Annotated in this window: 15 protein-coding genes and 1 other RNA gene; 11 read left to right on the forward strand and 5 right to left on the reverse strand. The window is 73.7% G+C overall.

Going from position 1 to position 13,667, the window contains the following annotated elements:
- From B0E53_RS23955 to B0E53_RS23965, 3 genes are all read left to right on the forward strand, one after another.
- A partial coding sequence (locus B0E53_RS23955) for a histidine phosphatase family protein (RefSeq protein ID WP_210406191.1) occupies window positions 1–718 on the forward strand: 718 nt, incomplete at its 5' end.
- A 204-nt stretch (window positions 719–922) separates the two neighbouring features.
- Window positions 923–1,165, forward strand: a complete 243-nt coding sequence (locus B0E53_RS23960; protein ID WP_107078118.1) for a DUF3311 domain-containing protein — start codon at window positions 923–925, stop codon at window positions 1,163–1,165.
- Window positions 1,165–2,820 carry a sodium:solute symporter gene (locus B0E53_RS23965; protein WP_107078119.1) on the forward strand — a complete coding sequence of 552 codons (1,656 nt, stop codon included), beginning with the start codon at window positions 1,165–1,167 and terminating at the stop codon, window positions 2,818–2,820. The genes B0E53_RS23960 and B0E53_RS23965 overlap by 1 nt, the downstream gene beginning before the upstream one ends.
- Window positions 2,821–2,889: 69 nt before the next feature.
- Here the strand turns inward: B0E53_RS23965 and B0E53_RS23970 are convergent, their stop codons facing one another.
- On the reverse strand, window positions 2,890–3,369 hold the full coding sequence (locus B0E53_RS23970; RefSeq protein ID WP_107078120.1) for a MarR family transcriptional regulator: 480 nt from the start codon (window positions 3,367–3,369) through the stop codon (window positions 2,890–2,892).
- 58 nt (window positions 3,370–3,427) lie between these two features.
- On the opposite strand from B0E53_RS23970, the gene B0E53_RS23975 reads away from it, so the two are divergent.
- Window positions 3,428–4,660, forward strand: a complete 1,233-nt coding sequence (locus tag B0E53_RS23975) for an MFS transporter (RefSeq protein ID WP_107078121.1) — start codon at window positions 3,428–3,430, stop codon at window positions 4,658–4,660.
- Window positions 4,661–4,718: 58 nt separating this feature from the next.
- Here B0E53_RS23975 and B0E53_RS23980 read toward each other — a convergent pair whose 3' ends face one another.
- A complete protein-coding gene (locus B0E53_RS23980; RefSeq protein ID WP_107078122.1) occupies window positions 4,719–5,480 on the reverse strand; it encodes a sulfite exporter TauE/SafE family protein in 762 nt (253 codons plus the stop codon).
- Between the two features lie 148 nt (window positions 5,481–5,628).
- On the opposite strand from B0E53_RS23980, the gene rnpB reads away from it, so the two are divergent.
- Both rnpB and B0E53_RS23990 read left to right on the forward strand, forming a co-directional pair.
- Window positions 5,629–6,040: RNase P RNA component class A (rnpB, locus tag B0E53_RS23985), an RNA gene on the forward strand.
- A 100-nt stretch (window positions 6,041–6,140) separates the two neighbouring features.
- Window positions 6,141–7,355 (forward strand): GAF domain-containing SpoIIE family protein phosphatase, encoded by a 1,215-nt coding sequence (locus B0E53_RS23990; protein WP_107078123.1) that lies wholly within the window; start codon window positions 6,141–6,143, stop codon window positions 7,353–7,355.
- 6 nt (window positions 7,356–7,361) lie between these two features.
- Here the strand turns inward: B0E53_RS23990 and B0E53_RS23995 are convergent, their stop codons facing one another.
- Window positions 7,362–7,931 carry a TetR/AcrR family transcriptional regulator gene (locus tag B0E53_RS23995; RefSeq protein ID WP_107078124.1) on the reverse strand — a complete coding sequence of 190 codons (570 nt, stop codon included), beginning with the start codon at window positions 7,929–7,931 and terminating at the stop codon, window positions 7,362–7,364.
- A 60-nt stretch (window positions 7,932–7,991) separates the two neighbouring features.
- On the opposite strand from B0E53_RS23995, the gene B0E53_RS24000 reads away from it, so the two are divergent.
- Window positions 7,992–8,477, forward strand: coding sequence for an FBP domain-containing protein (locus B0E53_RS24000; protein ID WP_107078125.1), 486 nt, complete (start codon window positions 7,992–7,994; stop codon window positions 8,475–8,477).
- 15 nt (window positions 8,478–8,492) lie between these two features.
- On the opposite strand, the gene B0E53_RS24005 is transcribed toward B0E53_RS24000, so the two are convergent.
- The gene (locus tag B0E53_RS24005) at window positions 8,493–9,560 is read right to left on the reverse strand and encodes a crosslink repair DNA glycosylase YcaQ family protein (protein ID WP_107078126.1); all 1,068 of its coding nucleotides are present in this window, start codon (window positions 9,558–9,560) and stop codon (window positions 8,493–8,495) included.
- 163 nt (window positions 9,561–9,723) lie between these two features.
- On the opposite strand from B0E53_RS24005, the gene B0E53_RS24010 reads away from it, so the two are divergent.
- Entirely contained in the window at window positions 9,724–10,359 is a 636-nt protein-coding gene (locus B0E53_RS24010) for a hypothetical protein (RefSeq protein WP_246835564.1), read from the forward strand.
- Between the two features lie 30 nt (window positions 10,360–10,389).
- On the opposite strand, the gene B0E53_RS24015 is transcribed toward B0E53_RS24010, so the two are convergent.
- Window positions 10,390–10,821 (reverse strand): hypothetical protein, encoded by a 432-nt coding sequence (locus B0E53_RS24015; RefSeq protein WP_146167747.1) that lies wholly within the window; start codon window positions 10,819–10,821, stop codon window positions 10,390–10,392.
- Between the two features lie 154 nt (window positions 10,822–10,975).
- Here B0E53_RS24015 and B0E53_RS24020 point away from each other — a divergent pair, with 154 nt between their 5' ends.
- The 3 genes from B0E53_RS24020 to B0E53_RS24030 all read left to right on the forward strand — a co-directional run.
- Complete coding sequence (locus B0E53_RS24020; RefSeq protein WP_189194984.1) at window positions 10,976–11,179, forward strand: hypothetical protein; 204 nt, start codon at window positions 10,976–10,978, stop codon at window positions 11,177–11,179.
- Between the two features lie 77 nt (window positions 11,180–11,256).
- Window positions 11,257–12,222, forward strand: coding sequence for a histone (locus B0E53_RS24025; protein ID WP_246835565.1), 966 nt, complete (start codon window positions 11,257–11,259; stop codon window positions 12,220–12,222).
- A gap of 131 nt (window positions 12,223–12,353) precedes the next feature.
- A partial coding sequence (locus B0E53_RS24030; protein ID WP_107078130.1) for an RNB domain-containing ribonuclease occupies window positions 12,354–13,667 on the forward strand: 1,314 nt, incomplete at its 3' end.

A 13,667-nucleotide genomic window follows, 5' to 3' on the forward strand; every position in this document is an offset into this window, starting at 1 on the left:
GGCCCGCGAGGTGGCCGCGCGAGCCGCCACCGGCCGGGCCACCGGCACGGACCCGGCCACCACACCGGCCTCCTGGGAGCCGCGCCCGACCGAGGAGGCCACCCGGCTGATCCTGGTGCGGCACGGCGAGACCGAGCGGACCGTGCAGAAGCGCTACTCCGGCCGCGGTGACGTGCCGCTGACCGACCGGGGCCGGGCCCAGGCCCGCGCCACCGCCGCCCGGGTGGCCGCCCTCGCGCCGTCGGTCGCGGCCGTCGTCAGCTCCCCGCTGTCCCGGTGCACGGCCACCGCCGAGGCGATCTCCGCGCTGGTCGGCAACGCGCCGGTACGCCCCGACGACGACCTCATCGAGTGCGACTTCGGGGTCTGGGAGGGGCGCACCTTCGCCGAGGTGCGCGACGGCTGGGCCGGGGAACTGGACGCCTGGCTGGCCTCCACGAGGGTCGCCCCGCCGGAGGGCGAGTCGTTCGCCGCGGTCGCCGAGCGGACCGGCCGGGCGGTCGACCGGCTGCGGACGGCGTACCCGGGGGAGACGGTCGTGGTGGTCTCCCACGTCTCGCCGATCAAGCTGGTGCTGCGCGACGCGCTAGCGGCCGGCGACGCCTTCCTGCACCGGCTCTACCTGGACACGGCGGGCGTCTCGGTGCTCGACCTCTACCCGGACGGCGGCGTCGCGGTCCGCTCGGTCAACGACACCGCCCACCTGTCCGACCGCTGAGCGCTTACGGCAACTCCGGCTCGGCGCGTCCGACGCCGCGCCGCGACCTGGAGCCGCCGACAACCGGCCGCCCGTGATCGCCGTTCGGCGCACGCGGGCGGCCGCTCGGCGCATCGCCGTCCTCCGGTCGAACGTGACCGCGCTCACAGGGTCGTAGCCTCCGGCCGTCACATGGCAAGTTACGACTTCCCGGAGGTGTGTCACATGGCAGCACCAGAACCGGAGGCGCCGACAACGGCGCGATCCAGGGCGAAGGACCACAGCCCCTGGAACTGGTTGCTCTTCATACCGATCGTGGTGCCGCTGATCCCGGCCTTTTTCAACGCCGACTCGCCCCGACTGTTCGGCTTCCCGCGTTTCTACTGGCTGCAACTGGCCTGGATCCTGCTCGGCGTCGGGACCACCACGCTGGTCTACCAGATGACCAAGAAGCGGGGTGACCGCTGATGTGGCGCGACCACCTGACCGAGATCATCGTCTTCAGCGTCCTCTTCCTGCTGGTCAGCGCCATGGGCTTCGTGGCGGCCCGCTGGCGGGCGCCGCGCGACATGGCGCACCTGGACGAGTGGGGGCTGGGCGGGCGCAGCTTCGGCGGCTGGATCACCTGGTTCCTGGTCGGCGGTGACCTCTACACCGCCTACACCTTCGTGGCGGTGCCGGCGCTGATCTTCGGGGCCGGGGCGGCGGGCTTCTTCGCCGTGCCGTACACGATCGTCATCTACCCGCTGGTCTTCCTGGTGCTCTGCCGGCTCTGGTCGGTCTCGCACCGGCACGGCTTCGTCACGCCGGCGGACTTCGTCCGCAACCGGTTCGACTCGCCGATCCTGGCACTGCTGGTGGCGATCACCGGCATCGTGGCGACCATGCCGTACATCGCGCTTCAGCTGGTCGGCATCGAGGCGGTGCTCAAGACGATGGGCGTGACCGGGGACAGCGCGCTGGCCCGGCACCTGCCGATCATCATCGCCTTCGCCATCCTGGCGGCCTACACCTACCAGTCCGGGCTGCGCGCGCCGGCGCTGATCGCCTTCGTCAAGGACTCGCTGATCTACATCGTGATCCTGGTGGCGGTCATCTACCTGCCGTACAAGCTGGGCGGCTGGGGCCACATCTTCGACGCGGCCGACGCGAAGTTCAAGGCGTCACCCGCCCCCGGGGACGGCATCCTGCTCAACGCCAACAACCAGCTCCAGTACGTCACCCTGGCGTTCGGCTCGGCGCTGGCGCTCTTCCTCTACCCGCACAGCATCACCGGCGTGCTGGCCAGCCGGAACCGGGACGTGATCAAGCGGAACATGTCCGCGCTGCCGGCGTACAGCCTGCTGCTCGGGCTGATCGCGCTGCTCGGGTACATGGCCATCGCGGCCAACGTGAAGCCGCTGCCCGGCGCCAAGGCCGGCAGCGTGGACGGCAACACGGTGGTGCCGCTGCTCTTCGACAGCCAGTTCCCGGACTGGTTCGCGGGCGTGGCGTACGCGGCCATCGGCATCGGCGCGCTGGTGCCGGCGGCGATCATGTCGATCGCGGCGGCGAACCTGTTCACCCGCAACATCTACAAGGAGTACCTGAAGCGGGACGCCAGCCCGGCGCAGGAGGCGAACGTCTCGAAGATCACCTCGCTGGTGGTGAAGGTCGGCGCGGTGGCCTGCATCGTCTTCCTCGACCCGCAGTTCTCCATCGACCTCCAGCTCATCGGCGGCGTGATCATCCTCCAGACGCTGCCGGCGGTGGCGCTGGGCCTCTACACCCGCTGGTTCCACCGGAGCGCGCTGATCACCGGCTGGGTGGCCGGCATGGGGCTCGGCATGTGGATGCTCTACCAGATCGGGAACCCGGCGACCGGGAAGAAGCACTTCGCCGGCTCGGCCTTCCCGCTCTCCGAGTTCGGCTTCGACACCAAGAAGACGATCTACGTGGGCATCGTGGCGGTGCTGGTCAACCTGGCGGTGGCCGCGCTGCTCACCCTGGTCCTGCGGGCCGCGAAGGTCGCCGACGGGGTGGACGGCACCACTCCGGACGACTACTTCGCCGACGAGGGCGACCCGCGGGTCACCCCCGGTCCGGACCGCGACGCCGACTCCGCCCGCGAGCCCGTCGCCTGAGAGGAGCAGGGGCCCCCGGTCAACGCCTGGCGTTGACCGGGGGCCCCTGCTGTCACCCCGCGTCGGGCGTCAGCGGCGCCGGTTGCGCGCGTCGAGGGCCTCGTTGAGGCGGTGCAGCAGGTTCGCGAGGGTGTCCCGGTCGTCGCCGGTCCAGTCGGCCAGGACGTCGCCGTAGAGCCGGGTGCGGGCGGCCCGCACCGCGGCCATCCGCTGCAGGCCGGCGGGGGTCGGTGAGATCACCGTGCCGCGTCCGTCGGCCGGGTCGGGGGTACGGGCGATCAGCCCGTCCCGCTGCAGGGCGGAGACCTGCCGGGTGACCGTGGAGCCGTCCAGGTTCAGCCGGGCGGCCAGCGCCGAGACGTTCTGCGGGCCGGCCTTGTCCAGGTGCCGCAGGATCACGTACGCGGCCCGGTCCAGCACCCGGTGCTCGGCGGTGCCGGTGGCCCGGCGGGTCGCCTCGCCGAGGCGCATGAGCAGCGCGATCTCGGTCTCGATCCGGCCGAGCGTGACGGCGTCCGGGTCCGTTCCCGTCGTGTGGTCGTCCCTCATAGCTGTATGATACAACCGACTTACCTGTAAGATACAGCTATCTGTCTGGAGGCGCGGAGTGGATCGGCGATCCGAACCCAACCGCAGTGCCATCTACGCCACCACCCTGGTGGCCTTCCTCGCCATCGCCGGCATCGCCGTGGTGGACCCGATCCTGCCCGCCATCGGCGAGGCGATCGGGGTCACCGCCTGGCAGGTCGAGCTGCTCTTCACCGCGTACATCGCGGTGATGGCGGTCGGCATGATCCCGGCGACCCTGGCCAGCGGGAGATTCGGCTTCAAGCCGGTGCTGATCACCGGCGTCTCGGTGGTCGGCGTGGCCGCCATCCTCGCGTCGTTCAGCAACGACATCGTGCAGCTCTCCGTGCTGCGCGGCGTCTGGGGCCTGGGCAACGCGATGTTCTTCGCCACCGCCATGGTGGTGCTGGTCAACCTCGCCAACGACCGGGAGTGGGTGGTCGGCCTCTTCGAGACCGCGCTCGGCCTCGGCTTCGCCGTCGGCCCGCTGATCGGCGGCCTGCTCGGCGAGGTGAGCTGGCGGCTGCCCTTCTTCGTCTGCGGCGTGTTCATGGTGCTGGCGCTGGCCGTCGCGTCGCGCAAGCTCCGCGAACCGGCCCACAAGCAGCCCCCGGTACGCCTCGGCGCGATCTTCTCCACCTACCGCAAGCCGGCGTTCGTCACCCTCTGCGTGGTCACCGCCGCCTACAACTTCGTCTTCTTCGTGGTGCTCGGCTACACGCCGCTATACCTGCACCTCGACGTGATCCCGCTGGGCCTGGCCTTCACCGGCTGGGGCCTCGGCCTGGCCGCCGGCATCCTGCTGATCGGCCACCGGCTGGCGCACCGGATCGGGGCGGTGCAGACCGTCGGCGTCGCCATCGCCGGCCTGCTGGTCTGCATGGTCCTCTTCGCGACCTCCACCGGGACCGCCATGTCGCTGGTGGTGCTGGTGCTGGCCGGCCTGTTCATGGGCCTGGCCAACGCCAACCTCACCGACCTCGCCCTGGGCCTCGGCTCCAGCGACCGCCGGGTCGCCACCGGCGCGTTCAACCTGGTCCGCTGGGGCGCCGCCGCGCCGGCCCCGATCATCTCTGGCAAGCTCGCCGAGCACGGCCTCGCCCTGCCGTTCTGGGTCGGCTTCGGGGTGCTCGCCGTCGGTGTGCTGGTCTACCTCGCCTTCGCGCACGTGATGGCCGCCGGCTACGGCGAGCGGGTGCTCTGGTCCCGGTGGAACTCCGCGGCCCGGCGCAACGAGCACGCCCCGGAGGAGCCGGTCGGCGAGGCGTACTGAGCCGCTGACCGGACCGCCCCGGCATGGTGCCGTGCCGGGGCGGTCCGGTGCCCGGGGATCAGCCCAGGGCGCGGTAGAGCAGGTAGAGGCCGATCACCGTGCCGAAGACCACGATGAGGGTCCGCAGCACCACCGGCGGGAGCCGGCGGACCAGCCGGGCGCCGACGTACCCGCCGACCAGGGTGGCCGGCGCGACCACCGCGACCGCGGCCCAGTGGACCGGACCGAAGAGCGCGAACACCACCAGCGTGGTCAACCCCACCACGGCCGAGAGCAGGTTCTTGATCGCCGACACCCGGGCCAGCGTGGTGTCCAGCACCAGGGCCAGGCCGGCCACCAGCATCACCCCGAGGGCGGCGCCGAAGTAACCGCCGTACACCGTGCCCAGCGCCACCATGGCCTGCACGGTGACGGTGCGGCGGCGCGGGGTGAGGTCGGCCGGATGGCCGACCAGCCGGCGCAGCGGATCCTGGAAGGCCAGCACGGCGGTCGCGCCCAGCACCAGGAACGGCACCACCAGTTCGAACGCACGCGCCGGGGTGGCCAGCAGCAGCACGCAACCGACGACCGTGCCGGCCACCGCGGTGGGCAGCAGCAGCCAGAGCGCCCGCCCGCGGGGCAGGTCGGCCCGGCTGCCCGCCACGCTGGCCACGTAGCCGGGGAAGACCGACACCGAGTTGCTGACGTTGGCCGGCACCGGGGGCAGGCCGGTCGCGATCAGGGCCGGGAAGGTGATCAGGGAGCCGCCCCCGGCCACCGCGTTCACCGTGCCCGCGGCGAGACCGGCGGCGACCAGCAGCGCGACGTCGGAGAGGTGCATGATGTGGCAGGCTAGCCCGCCCGACCCGCCCCCGCAGGACCGGCGTACGCCGGGCTGGGTGTGGCGACGGTCGACATCCGCTGAGGCGGCGGCCCGCGGGGTGGAAATGGGGGCGGCGGTCGCGTCGTTAGGATGAGAGCGCGACGGACGAGTCGACCGGGCGGTCGCGTCGACGGGCCAACGGCCCGTCGCCGAGGAACGTCCGGACTCCACAGGGCAGGGTGGTTGCTAACGGCAACCCGGGGTGACCCGCGGGACAGTGCCACAGAAAACAGACCGCCGGCCCGACACGGGACGGTAAGGGTGAAACGGTGGGGTAAGAGCCCACCAGCATCCCGGGTGACCGGGATGGCTCGGTAAACCCCACCCGGAGCAAGGCCAAGAAAGGGCCGTCACCGCAAGATGACGGCCCGCGCAGACGCTTGAGGGCGGCCCGCCCGATGTCTGCGGGTAGGCCGCTGGAGCCTGCCGGCGACGGCAGGCCGAGATGGATGGCCGCCGCCGGCTCGCCCTACGGGGCGTGCCGGTGACAGAATCCGGCGTACAGGTCGACTCGTCCGTCGCCCTACGGCCCGGTTGTCCGGTTCGCCCACCTGGTGGGACGCCGGTTCCACGGACCGCCAGGAGCGCAATTTACCGGGGCGCAACTAGGATCGTGGGGTGGTTCGGGCGGAGGTCCTGCGGGACGAGCAGCGGTTGCGCCGTATCGAGGCGGTGACCGATGCCACTCTGTCCCGACTCGATGTCGCCGACCTCTTCGACGAGCTGCTCGACCGGGTGCGGGACCTGCTCCAGGTCGACACGGCCGCGATCCTCCTGCTCGACGTCCGTGCCCAGCAGTTGGTGGCCACCGCCGCCCGAGGGCTGGAGGAGGAGGTCCGGCAGGGTTTCCGGGTCTCCGTCGGTCGCGGGTTCGCCGGTCAGGTCGCGCTCACCCGGCAGCCGGTGGTCATCCAGACCGTCACCGCCGACAACGTGGTCAACCCGATTCTGCTGGAGACCGGTGTGCGGTCCCTGCTGGGTGTGCCGATCATGGCCCGGGGTGAGCTCGTCGGCGTCCTGCACGTGGGCACCCTGACGCCCCGGCGGTTCGACCTCGACGACGTCCGCCTGCTCGAACTGGTCGCCGACCGGGTCAGCCTGGCCAGCCGCGCCCGGGAGAACACGCTGGACCAGAGCGCCGCTCTGGCGCTGCAGCGCAGCCTGATCCCCACCGAACTGCCCCGCCTGCCCGGCCTGGAGCTGGCCGGCCGGTACGTCCCGGGCCACGCCTCCGGCGTCGGCGGCGACTGGTACGACGTCTTCACCCTGCCCTCCGGCTGGCTGGGCGTCGTCGTCGGCGACGTCTCCGGGCACGGGCTCCAGTCGGCCGTCGTGATGGGCCGGGTCCGCAGTGCGCTGCGCGCCTACGCGCTGGTCTGCGACGATCCGGCGGAGGCGCTCGCCCTGCTCGACCGGAAGGTGGTCCACTTCGAGGCCGGCAGCCTGACCACCGCGCTGTACCTGATGATCTCGCCCGACCGGGAGACGCTGCGCGTCTCCGTGGCGGGCCATCCGCGCCCCGTGCTGGCCGCGCCCGGCCACCCGAACACCGTGCTCGCGGCGCACATCGATCCGCCGCTCGGCGCCGGCCGCCCGCATCAGCCGCGGCACACCATGACGTTCGACTTTCCGCCCGGTTCGGTCCTCGTCGCCTACACCGACGGCCTCGTCGAGCGGCGCGGGGAGCTGTTCGACGCGGGCGTGACCCGGCTGACCGAAGCCGTCCCGCTGGCTTCGGTCGACACCGTGACCGCCACCGTCATGGCGGCGCTGGACACCGAGCACCCGGCCGACGACATCGCCCTGCTGGCCGTCCGCCGGCTGCCCCGGTAGCCCGGGTCACCGCGGCGGCCAGTTCCGCAGCAGGGCGTCGAGGGCGTCCAGGGTCCGGGACCAGGTGGCGTCCGTCGTACGCGGGGTGTGGCGGAAGCCGCCCGCGCGTTCCAGCGACACGTAGCCGTGGAAGGTGCTGTGCAGCAGGCGTACCGCGTCCGTCTGGTCGGGCTCGGCGAGCTGGTAGCCGCGCAGGATCGCCCGGGTCATCTCCGCGTGCCGCCGCGCCGCGCTCGCCTCGGCCGTCTCCCGGTCGAGTTGCAGCTGCGCCGCGGCGTACCGGCCGGGGTGCCCGATGGCGTAATCGCGGTAGGCGTTGGCGAAGGCCACCAGCGCGTCCTTGCCCGCCCGGCCGGCGAGCGCGTCGGCGGCCCGGTCGGCCATTTCGGCCAGGGCCAGCACGGCGACCCGGACCCGCAGCTCCTGGGCGCTCCTGAGGTGGAAGTACAGGCTGGCGTCCTTCACCCCGAACCGGCGGGCGAGCGCCGAGACGGTCACGTTCTCGAAGCCGACCTCGTCGGCCATCTCCGCCGCCGCCAGGGTCAGGCGTTCGACCGTCAACCCGGTACGGGCCATGTGTCCCACCCCACGTCTAGATGCTCTAGCTCTTTACCTAGGAGGTCTAGACTAGCGCCTATGACACCCCTGACCGAGCCCGCCATCCGGGCCTCCTTCGTCAATTGCACCAAGGGCGAGGTGAAGCGCCTGGCCCTGCCCCGGGATCTGGCCGAGCGGCCCTGGGCGGACCTCGACTTCCTCGGCTGGCGCGACCCCGCGGCGGCCGAGCGGGCCTACCTGGTCGCCGAATCCGGCACCGGGCTGCTCGGGGTGGCCCTGCGCGTGGCGCCGCAGACCGGACGGGTCCGGCGCAGCATGTGCTCGCTGTGCCTGACCACGCACACCGGGGACGGCGTCTCGCTGATGACCGCCCGCAAGGCGGGGCGGGACGGGCGGGCCGGCAACTCGGTCGGCAGCTACCTCTGCACCGACCTTGCCTGCTCGCTCTACCTGCGGGGGAAGAAGAACGCCGGACGGCGCCTCGACGAGTCCATCACACTGGCCGAGAAGATCGACCGGACCAGGGCCAACCTGGCCGCCTTCCTCCAGCAGGTCGTCGGGTAGGCCCGCGCCAACCCCTCACTGTCGACGGACGCCGCCGGTCAGGCCCAGCCAGGCGGCCAGCGCGGACAGTTCCGCCTCCACCGCGGCGGTCAGCCCGGCGGTGAACGGCACGTCCTGGTGGACCGCGTCGACCCGCAGCACCGACGCCTTCCGGTCGGCGGTCGCGTCCACCTTGCCCACCAGCCGGTCGTGGTGCAGCACCGGCAGCGCGAAGTAGCCCCAACGCCGCTGTGCCCTCGGCACGTACATCTCCAGCCGGTAGTCGAAGTCGAAGAGTTCCAGGGCGCGCTTGCGGTCGTGCACCAGCCGGTCGAAGGGGGAGAGCAGCGCGGTGCGCCCGGCGAAGGGCGCGCCGTCGAGCGCCGCCGGATCGACCCGCCAGGCGCCGGCCGTACCCTCGATCTCGGCCGGCTCGCCGGCGTCGCCGACCACCAGGGCGCGGGCGACGCCGAGCGAGCGGAGCAGCCGCTCGGCGCGGAGCCGGCGGGCCTCCTCGGCGGGGACCGCCGACGTGCCGGGCGGGTAGACCCGTTCCGCGAGGTCCCAGGTGCGTTGCCGGCCGACCCGGCCGGCGACGGCGATCTCGCCGCGTGCCGCGAGGAACTCCAGCATCTGGGTGACGTTGCGGTTGTTCGTCCAACCGGTCGACGGCCACGGCACCGCGCTCCGGTCCTCGACGTCGCGGCTGAGCAGCGGCCCGGCGTCGCGCAGCAGGTCCAGCACGTAGCGGCGGAAGGCGTCGTTCGCGGCCAGCCAGTCGCGGTGCCGACCCGCCTCGGGCCAGGCGGCCATGTCGGTGAGGTGCAGCCGCAGGTCCGTCATCGGCCGCACCATGGCCCGGTGCTCGAACAGGCTGCGGTCCCGCTCCAGCGCCCGGGTCAGGTCGCTCGGCCGGTAGCCGGCGCCCAGCCGGGTCCAGGCGACCAGGTCGGCGTTGGGGGCGATCGCGGCGGTGGGATCGATCTGGAGGAACGTCAGGCGGTCCACCAACGCCAGCAGGTCGGTGGGGCGGTTCGCGTCGAGCAGTTGGGCGCGGACGGCGACCCGGCGAGCGGTGGCGCGGTCGAGCCGGTGCGGAACCATGCGGGCGAGAATAGTGCGGTGTCCACTAACGTTCACCGGGTGTCCGGTGGTGGTTGTGGATCCTCGCCTTTTGGGCGAGCGACTCCCCGCCACGGGGTGGTGGGGCGGGCCTCCGCGGGCCAACTGATCCTCGCGCCGCCCGGGGGCGGCGGGGGCGACCGCGGTGCAGCTACCGCTCTGGTCCGGCCTCACCGCCGGGGCGGGCGCGCTGCTCGCCCTCCTCGTCACCCGGGCCGCGCGGCGGACCGTACGCACCGGACCGCTGGCCACCTCGCTCGGCGTCGTGCTGCCGATCGGGCTGACCGTGACGGTGGTGCTCGCCGCGCTCGCGGGCCGGGACGACCGGGGCCTGCCGGGCACCGTGCCCGGGCTGCTGCTCTGGCTCGCCCTGCTGGTGCCGGCCCTCTGGGGCGCGGGAAGCCTGGCCCGCCGGGGAAGGAGCCGGCTGGCCTGGGCCGTCGGGGTGCTCGGCGCGCTGGTCGCGGCCGACGCCGCGGTCGTCCTGGCGGTGGTCTCGGCCATCCCGGCGGCCCCCGTGGGGCCGGTGGCGGACGGCCTGCCCCCGGACACCGTGGACCGGGTCTCGGCCCCGCTCTGGCTGCTCACCTGCTGGACCGACTCGTCGCTCGGGCTGCCCCGGCCCACCGCCTGGGAACGGTTCCTCATCACCGACCGGGTGCTCGTCGAGCCCGTGTTCTACCTGGCCTGCACCCCGTATGCGGTGGCGTACGCCGTCGCGGCGGCCCGGCCGGCGCCGGCCGCCGAACCCGCGCCGGAGCCCGTTCCGTCGCCCGCCTGAACCCTGCCGTCCGGTCCGCCGCCGTGCCGGTCAGGACGGGCAGGGCAGCCGCTCCAGCGGGGTGGGGGTGTCCCCCCGACGCACCACCTGCGCGAAGCAGGCGGCGGCGTCGGCCCGCTGCCAGCCGAACACCGACGCGGCGGTCTTCGCCACGCGTACCCGGAAGACCAGCCGGACCTCGGCGGCGACCGCCGCCACCGTGAGGACCTCGACGCCGTCGACGGTTCCGGCGGCGCGCCGCAGGTCGGCCTCCCGGGCCGACGGCTCGGCCAGCAGGACGGCCCGGGTGCGTTGGGCGGTGGCCGTCACCTCCCGGTCGGCCCGGCGTTCCAGCCGGTGCTGGGACCGGTCCCGCAGCAGCGGCACGCCCAGTGCCAGCCCGACCGCCACGAGGGCCGCCAGCACCGTCCCCACCGCCAGCCGGCGGCGCAGGCGGGCCGACCGTCCTCCCCCGAAGCGCACCCGGGGATTGTCCGACACCGACCCGGCAGCCGGCTGCCCCGTCTTTCGCCGTTCCCGCCCGGAACCGCCCTGACCAGGTCTACTGTGGATGACATCGGCGGCCATTTACGGCGTTCCGGTGGCGGCCGGGCAGTTCGCGGTGCACAGTGATCGCATGAGCGACGACGGAAGTGGTGGGCACTACTACTGGTGCACGCGACACCACCGGGTCGAGACCGATGCCGACGTGTGCCCCGCGAAGCACGTTCTCGGACCGTACGCCTCAGCCGCCGACGCGGAGAACGCCCTGCAGCAGGTGCGGGAGCGCAACGAAGCGTGGGAAGCCGAGGACGCCCGTTGGGCCGGGGAGGACAGGTAGACGGCGCGGGACGGCCCGCGTCGAGGTGATCCGTGCTCCGCGAGGGCGAGAGCACGTCCCCAGGAAAGGGAACCGAGATGGCCGAAGCACAGCAGGCCACCCGCCCGGCAGCGAAACGGACGACCGCGAAGAAGACCACCGCGGGCCGGACGGCGACGGTCACCAAGGCGTCCCCGAACGCCTCCGGCGCCGGCGCCGGCCGGGTGCCGGCGAAGACGGGGGTCGCCCGGAAGGCCGCCGCCAAGAAGGTCGTGTCGGCCGCCCGGAAGGCGCCGGCGAAGGCCCCGGCCACGAAGACCACGGCCAAGAAGGCGCCCGCCACGAAGGCCACCACCAAGAAGACCACCGCGGCGAAGAAGACCACGGCCGCCACGAAGACCACCGCCGCCAAGAAGACCACCGCCGCGAAGAAGACGACGGCGGCGACGAAGGCGCCGGCCAGGAAGACCACCACCGCCGCGACGAAGGCCCCGGCCAGGAAGACCACCACGGCCGCGAAGAAGGCCCCGGCGCGGAAGACCACCACGGCCCCGGCGAAGAGGACCACGGCCGCGAAGAAGGCCACGGCGAAGAAGGCCCCGGCCAAGAAGGCCCCGGCGGCGAAGAAGGCCCCGGCCAAGAAGACCACCGCCGCCCGCAAGGTCACCTCCACCGGGAAGAAGGCGACCGCCGCGGTGAAGAAGACCGGCGCGGCGGCGAAGAAGACCACCGCGAAGAAGGCGCCGGCGGCGAAGAAGGCCCCGGCGAAGAAGACCACCGCCGCCAAGGCCACCGCGACCCGACCGAGCGGCGGCGCCCGCAAGGCGGCGGCGCAGAAGGCGCCGGCCCGGAAGGCCACCGGCACCTCGTCCGCCACCGCCCGCAAGTCGGTGGGCCGCAAGGCCTCCTCCGCGGCGTCGTCGGTCGGCCCGGTCGAGGCCCGGACGGGCACCTCGACGGGAACCCACAAGCGGCTCACCGCCGCCCGGAAGCCGGCCGGCACGCGGGTCGTGGCCGGCCGGTCCACAGCCAAGCCGGGAAGCACCCGGCGGACCGCCGGCTGACGCCGGGCGTCCACCGCTGACCGGCGCCCCGCCGGCCACAACTCCGGCTCGGCGCGTCTGAGGCCGCGCAGCGACGTGAAGCCGCCGGTGCCGGTGAGCGGATCACGCCGGGCACTGTCAGGATTGACCCCGTGGTGATCCGACGCGTACTGGCGCCCCGCATCGACTTCGGCGCGCTGCGCCGCGAGCTGGGACTTCCCGAAGACTTCCCGGCCGCGGCGCAGCGCGAGGCCGACGCGGCCGCCGCCGCGCCGCTGCCGGCCGTCGCCGACCGGACCGACGTCCCGTTCGTCACCGTCGACCCGGCGACCTCGCGCGACCTCGACCAGGCCATGCACCTCGCCCGCCGGCCCGGTGGCGGTTTCCGCATCCGGTACGCGATCGCCGACGTCTTCACCCACGTCCGCCCCGGCGGAGAGCTGGAGGCGGAGACCTGGCGCCGGGGGCAGACCGTCTACCTGCCCGACGGGAACGTGCCGCTGCACCCGCACACGCTCAGCGAGGGGGCGGCCAGCCTGCTGCCCGGCGCCGACCGGGCGGCGGTGCTGTGGACCATCGACCTCGACGCCGACGGCGGCACGGTCGCCGTCACGCTGGAGCGGGCCCGGGTGCGCAGCCGGGCCAAGCTGGACTACTCCGGGGTGCAGCGCGACGCCGACGCCGGCCGGCTGCCCGAGCCGATCGCCCTGCTGCCCGAGATCGGCGCCCTGCTCACCGCCCGCGGGCTGCGCCGCGGCGCGATCAACCTGCCGCTGCCCGAGCAGGACGTCGAGCCGGACGGCGACGGCTGGCGGCTGGTGCTGCGCGGGCCCGGCCCGATGGAGGAGCACAACGCACAGATCTCCCTGCTCACCGGGATGGCCGCCGCCGACCTCATGCTGGCCGGCCGGATCGGCCTGCTGCGCACCATGCCGCCGCCCCGCCCGGAGGCGGTCGACCGGTTGCGGCTGGCCGCCGGGCCGCTCGGCGTGCCCTGGCCGGCCGGCGTCCCGGTCGGCACGGTGCTCGCCGGGCTGGACGCCTCACAGCCCCGCGCGGCGGCCTTCGTCGACCAGGCCGCCGAGCTGATGCGCGGGGCCGCGTACACGGCGTTCGACGGGCAGCCGCCCGAGCAGCCGGAGCACGGCGGGGTGGCCGCCGCGTACGCCCACGTGACGGCGCCGCTGCGCCGGCTCGCCGACCGGTACGCCACCGAGGTGTGCCTGGCCCTGCACGAGGGCCGGGAGGTGCCCGAGCACGTGCGCGCCGCGCTGCCGAAGCTGCCCGAGGTGATGGCGACGACCGACCGGACCGCGTCCGCGGCCGCCCGGGGCGCCGTGGAGCTGGCCGAGGCGGTGCTGCTGGCACACCGGGTGGGGGAGACCTTCGAGGCGGCGGTGCTCGACGTGGACGAGCCGCGGCCGGCGGGCAACGGCCGGGCGGGCCGCCCGCCCGGCGGCACCGTC

Origin of the sequence: Micromonospora sp. MH33 (assembly GCF_003013775.1) — a bacterium.
GTDB classification, from domain to species: domain Bacteria; phylum Actinomycetota; class Actinomycetes; order Mycobacteriales; family Micromonosporaceae; genus Micromonospora; species Micromonospora fulviviridis.

What these genes read in the sequence shown, in the direction of transcription:
- B0E53_RS24020 (WP_189194984.1), top strand. Translation starts at nt 10,976, where the DNA reads ATGAGCGACGACGGAAGTGGTGGGCACTACTACTGGTGCACGCGACAC.
- B0E53_RS23965 (WP_107078119.1), top strand. Translation starts at nt 1,165, where the DNA reads ATGTGGCGCGACCACCTGACCGAGATCATCGTCTTCAGCGTCCTCTTC.
- B0E53_RS24005 (WP_107078126.1), bottom strand. Translation starts at nt 9,560, where the DNA reads ATGGTTCCGCACCGGCTCGACCGCGCCACCGCTCGCCGGGTCGCCGTC.
- B0E53_RS23980 (WP_107078122.1), bottom strand. Translation starts at nt 5,480, where the DNA reads ATGCACCTCTCCGACGTCGCGCTGCTGGTCGCCGCCGGTCTCGCCGCG.
- B0E53_RS23960 (WP_107078118.1), top strand. Translation starts at nt 923, where the DNA reads ATGGCAGCACCAGAACCGGAGGCGCCGACAACGGCGCGATCCAGGGCG.
- B0E53_RS24000 (WP_107078125.1), top strand. Translation starts at nt 7,992, where the DNA reads ATGACACCCCTGACCGAGCCCGCCATCCGGGCCTCCTTCGTCAATTGC.
- B0E53_RS23995 (WP_107078124.1), bottom strand. Translation starts at nt 7,931, where the DNA reads ATGGCCCGTACCGGGTTGACGGTCGAACGCCTGACCCTGGCGGCGGCG.
- B0E53_RS24025 (WP_246835565.1), top strand. Translation starts at nt 11,257, where the DNA reads ATGGCCGAAGCACAGCAGGCCACCCGCCCGGCAGCGAAACGGACGACC.
- B0E53_RS23970 (WP_107078120.1), bottom strand. Translation starts at nt 3,369, where the DNA reads ATGAGGGACGACCACACGACGGGAACGGACCCGGACGCCGTCACGCTC.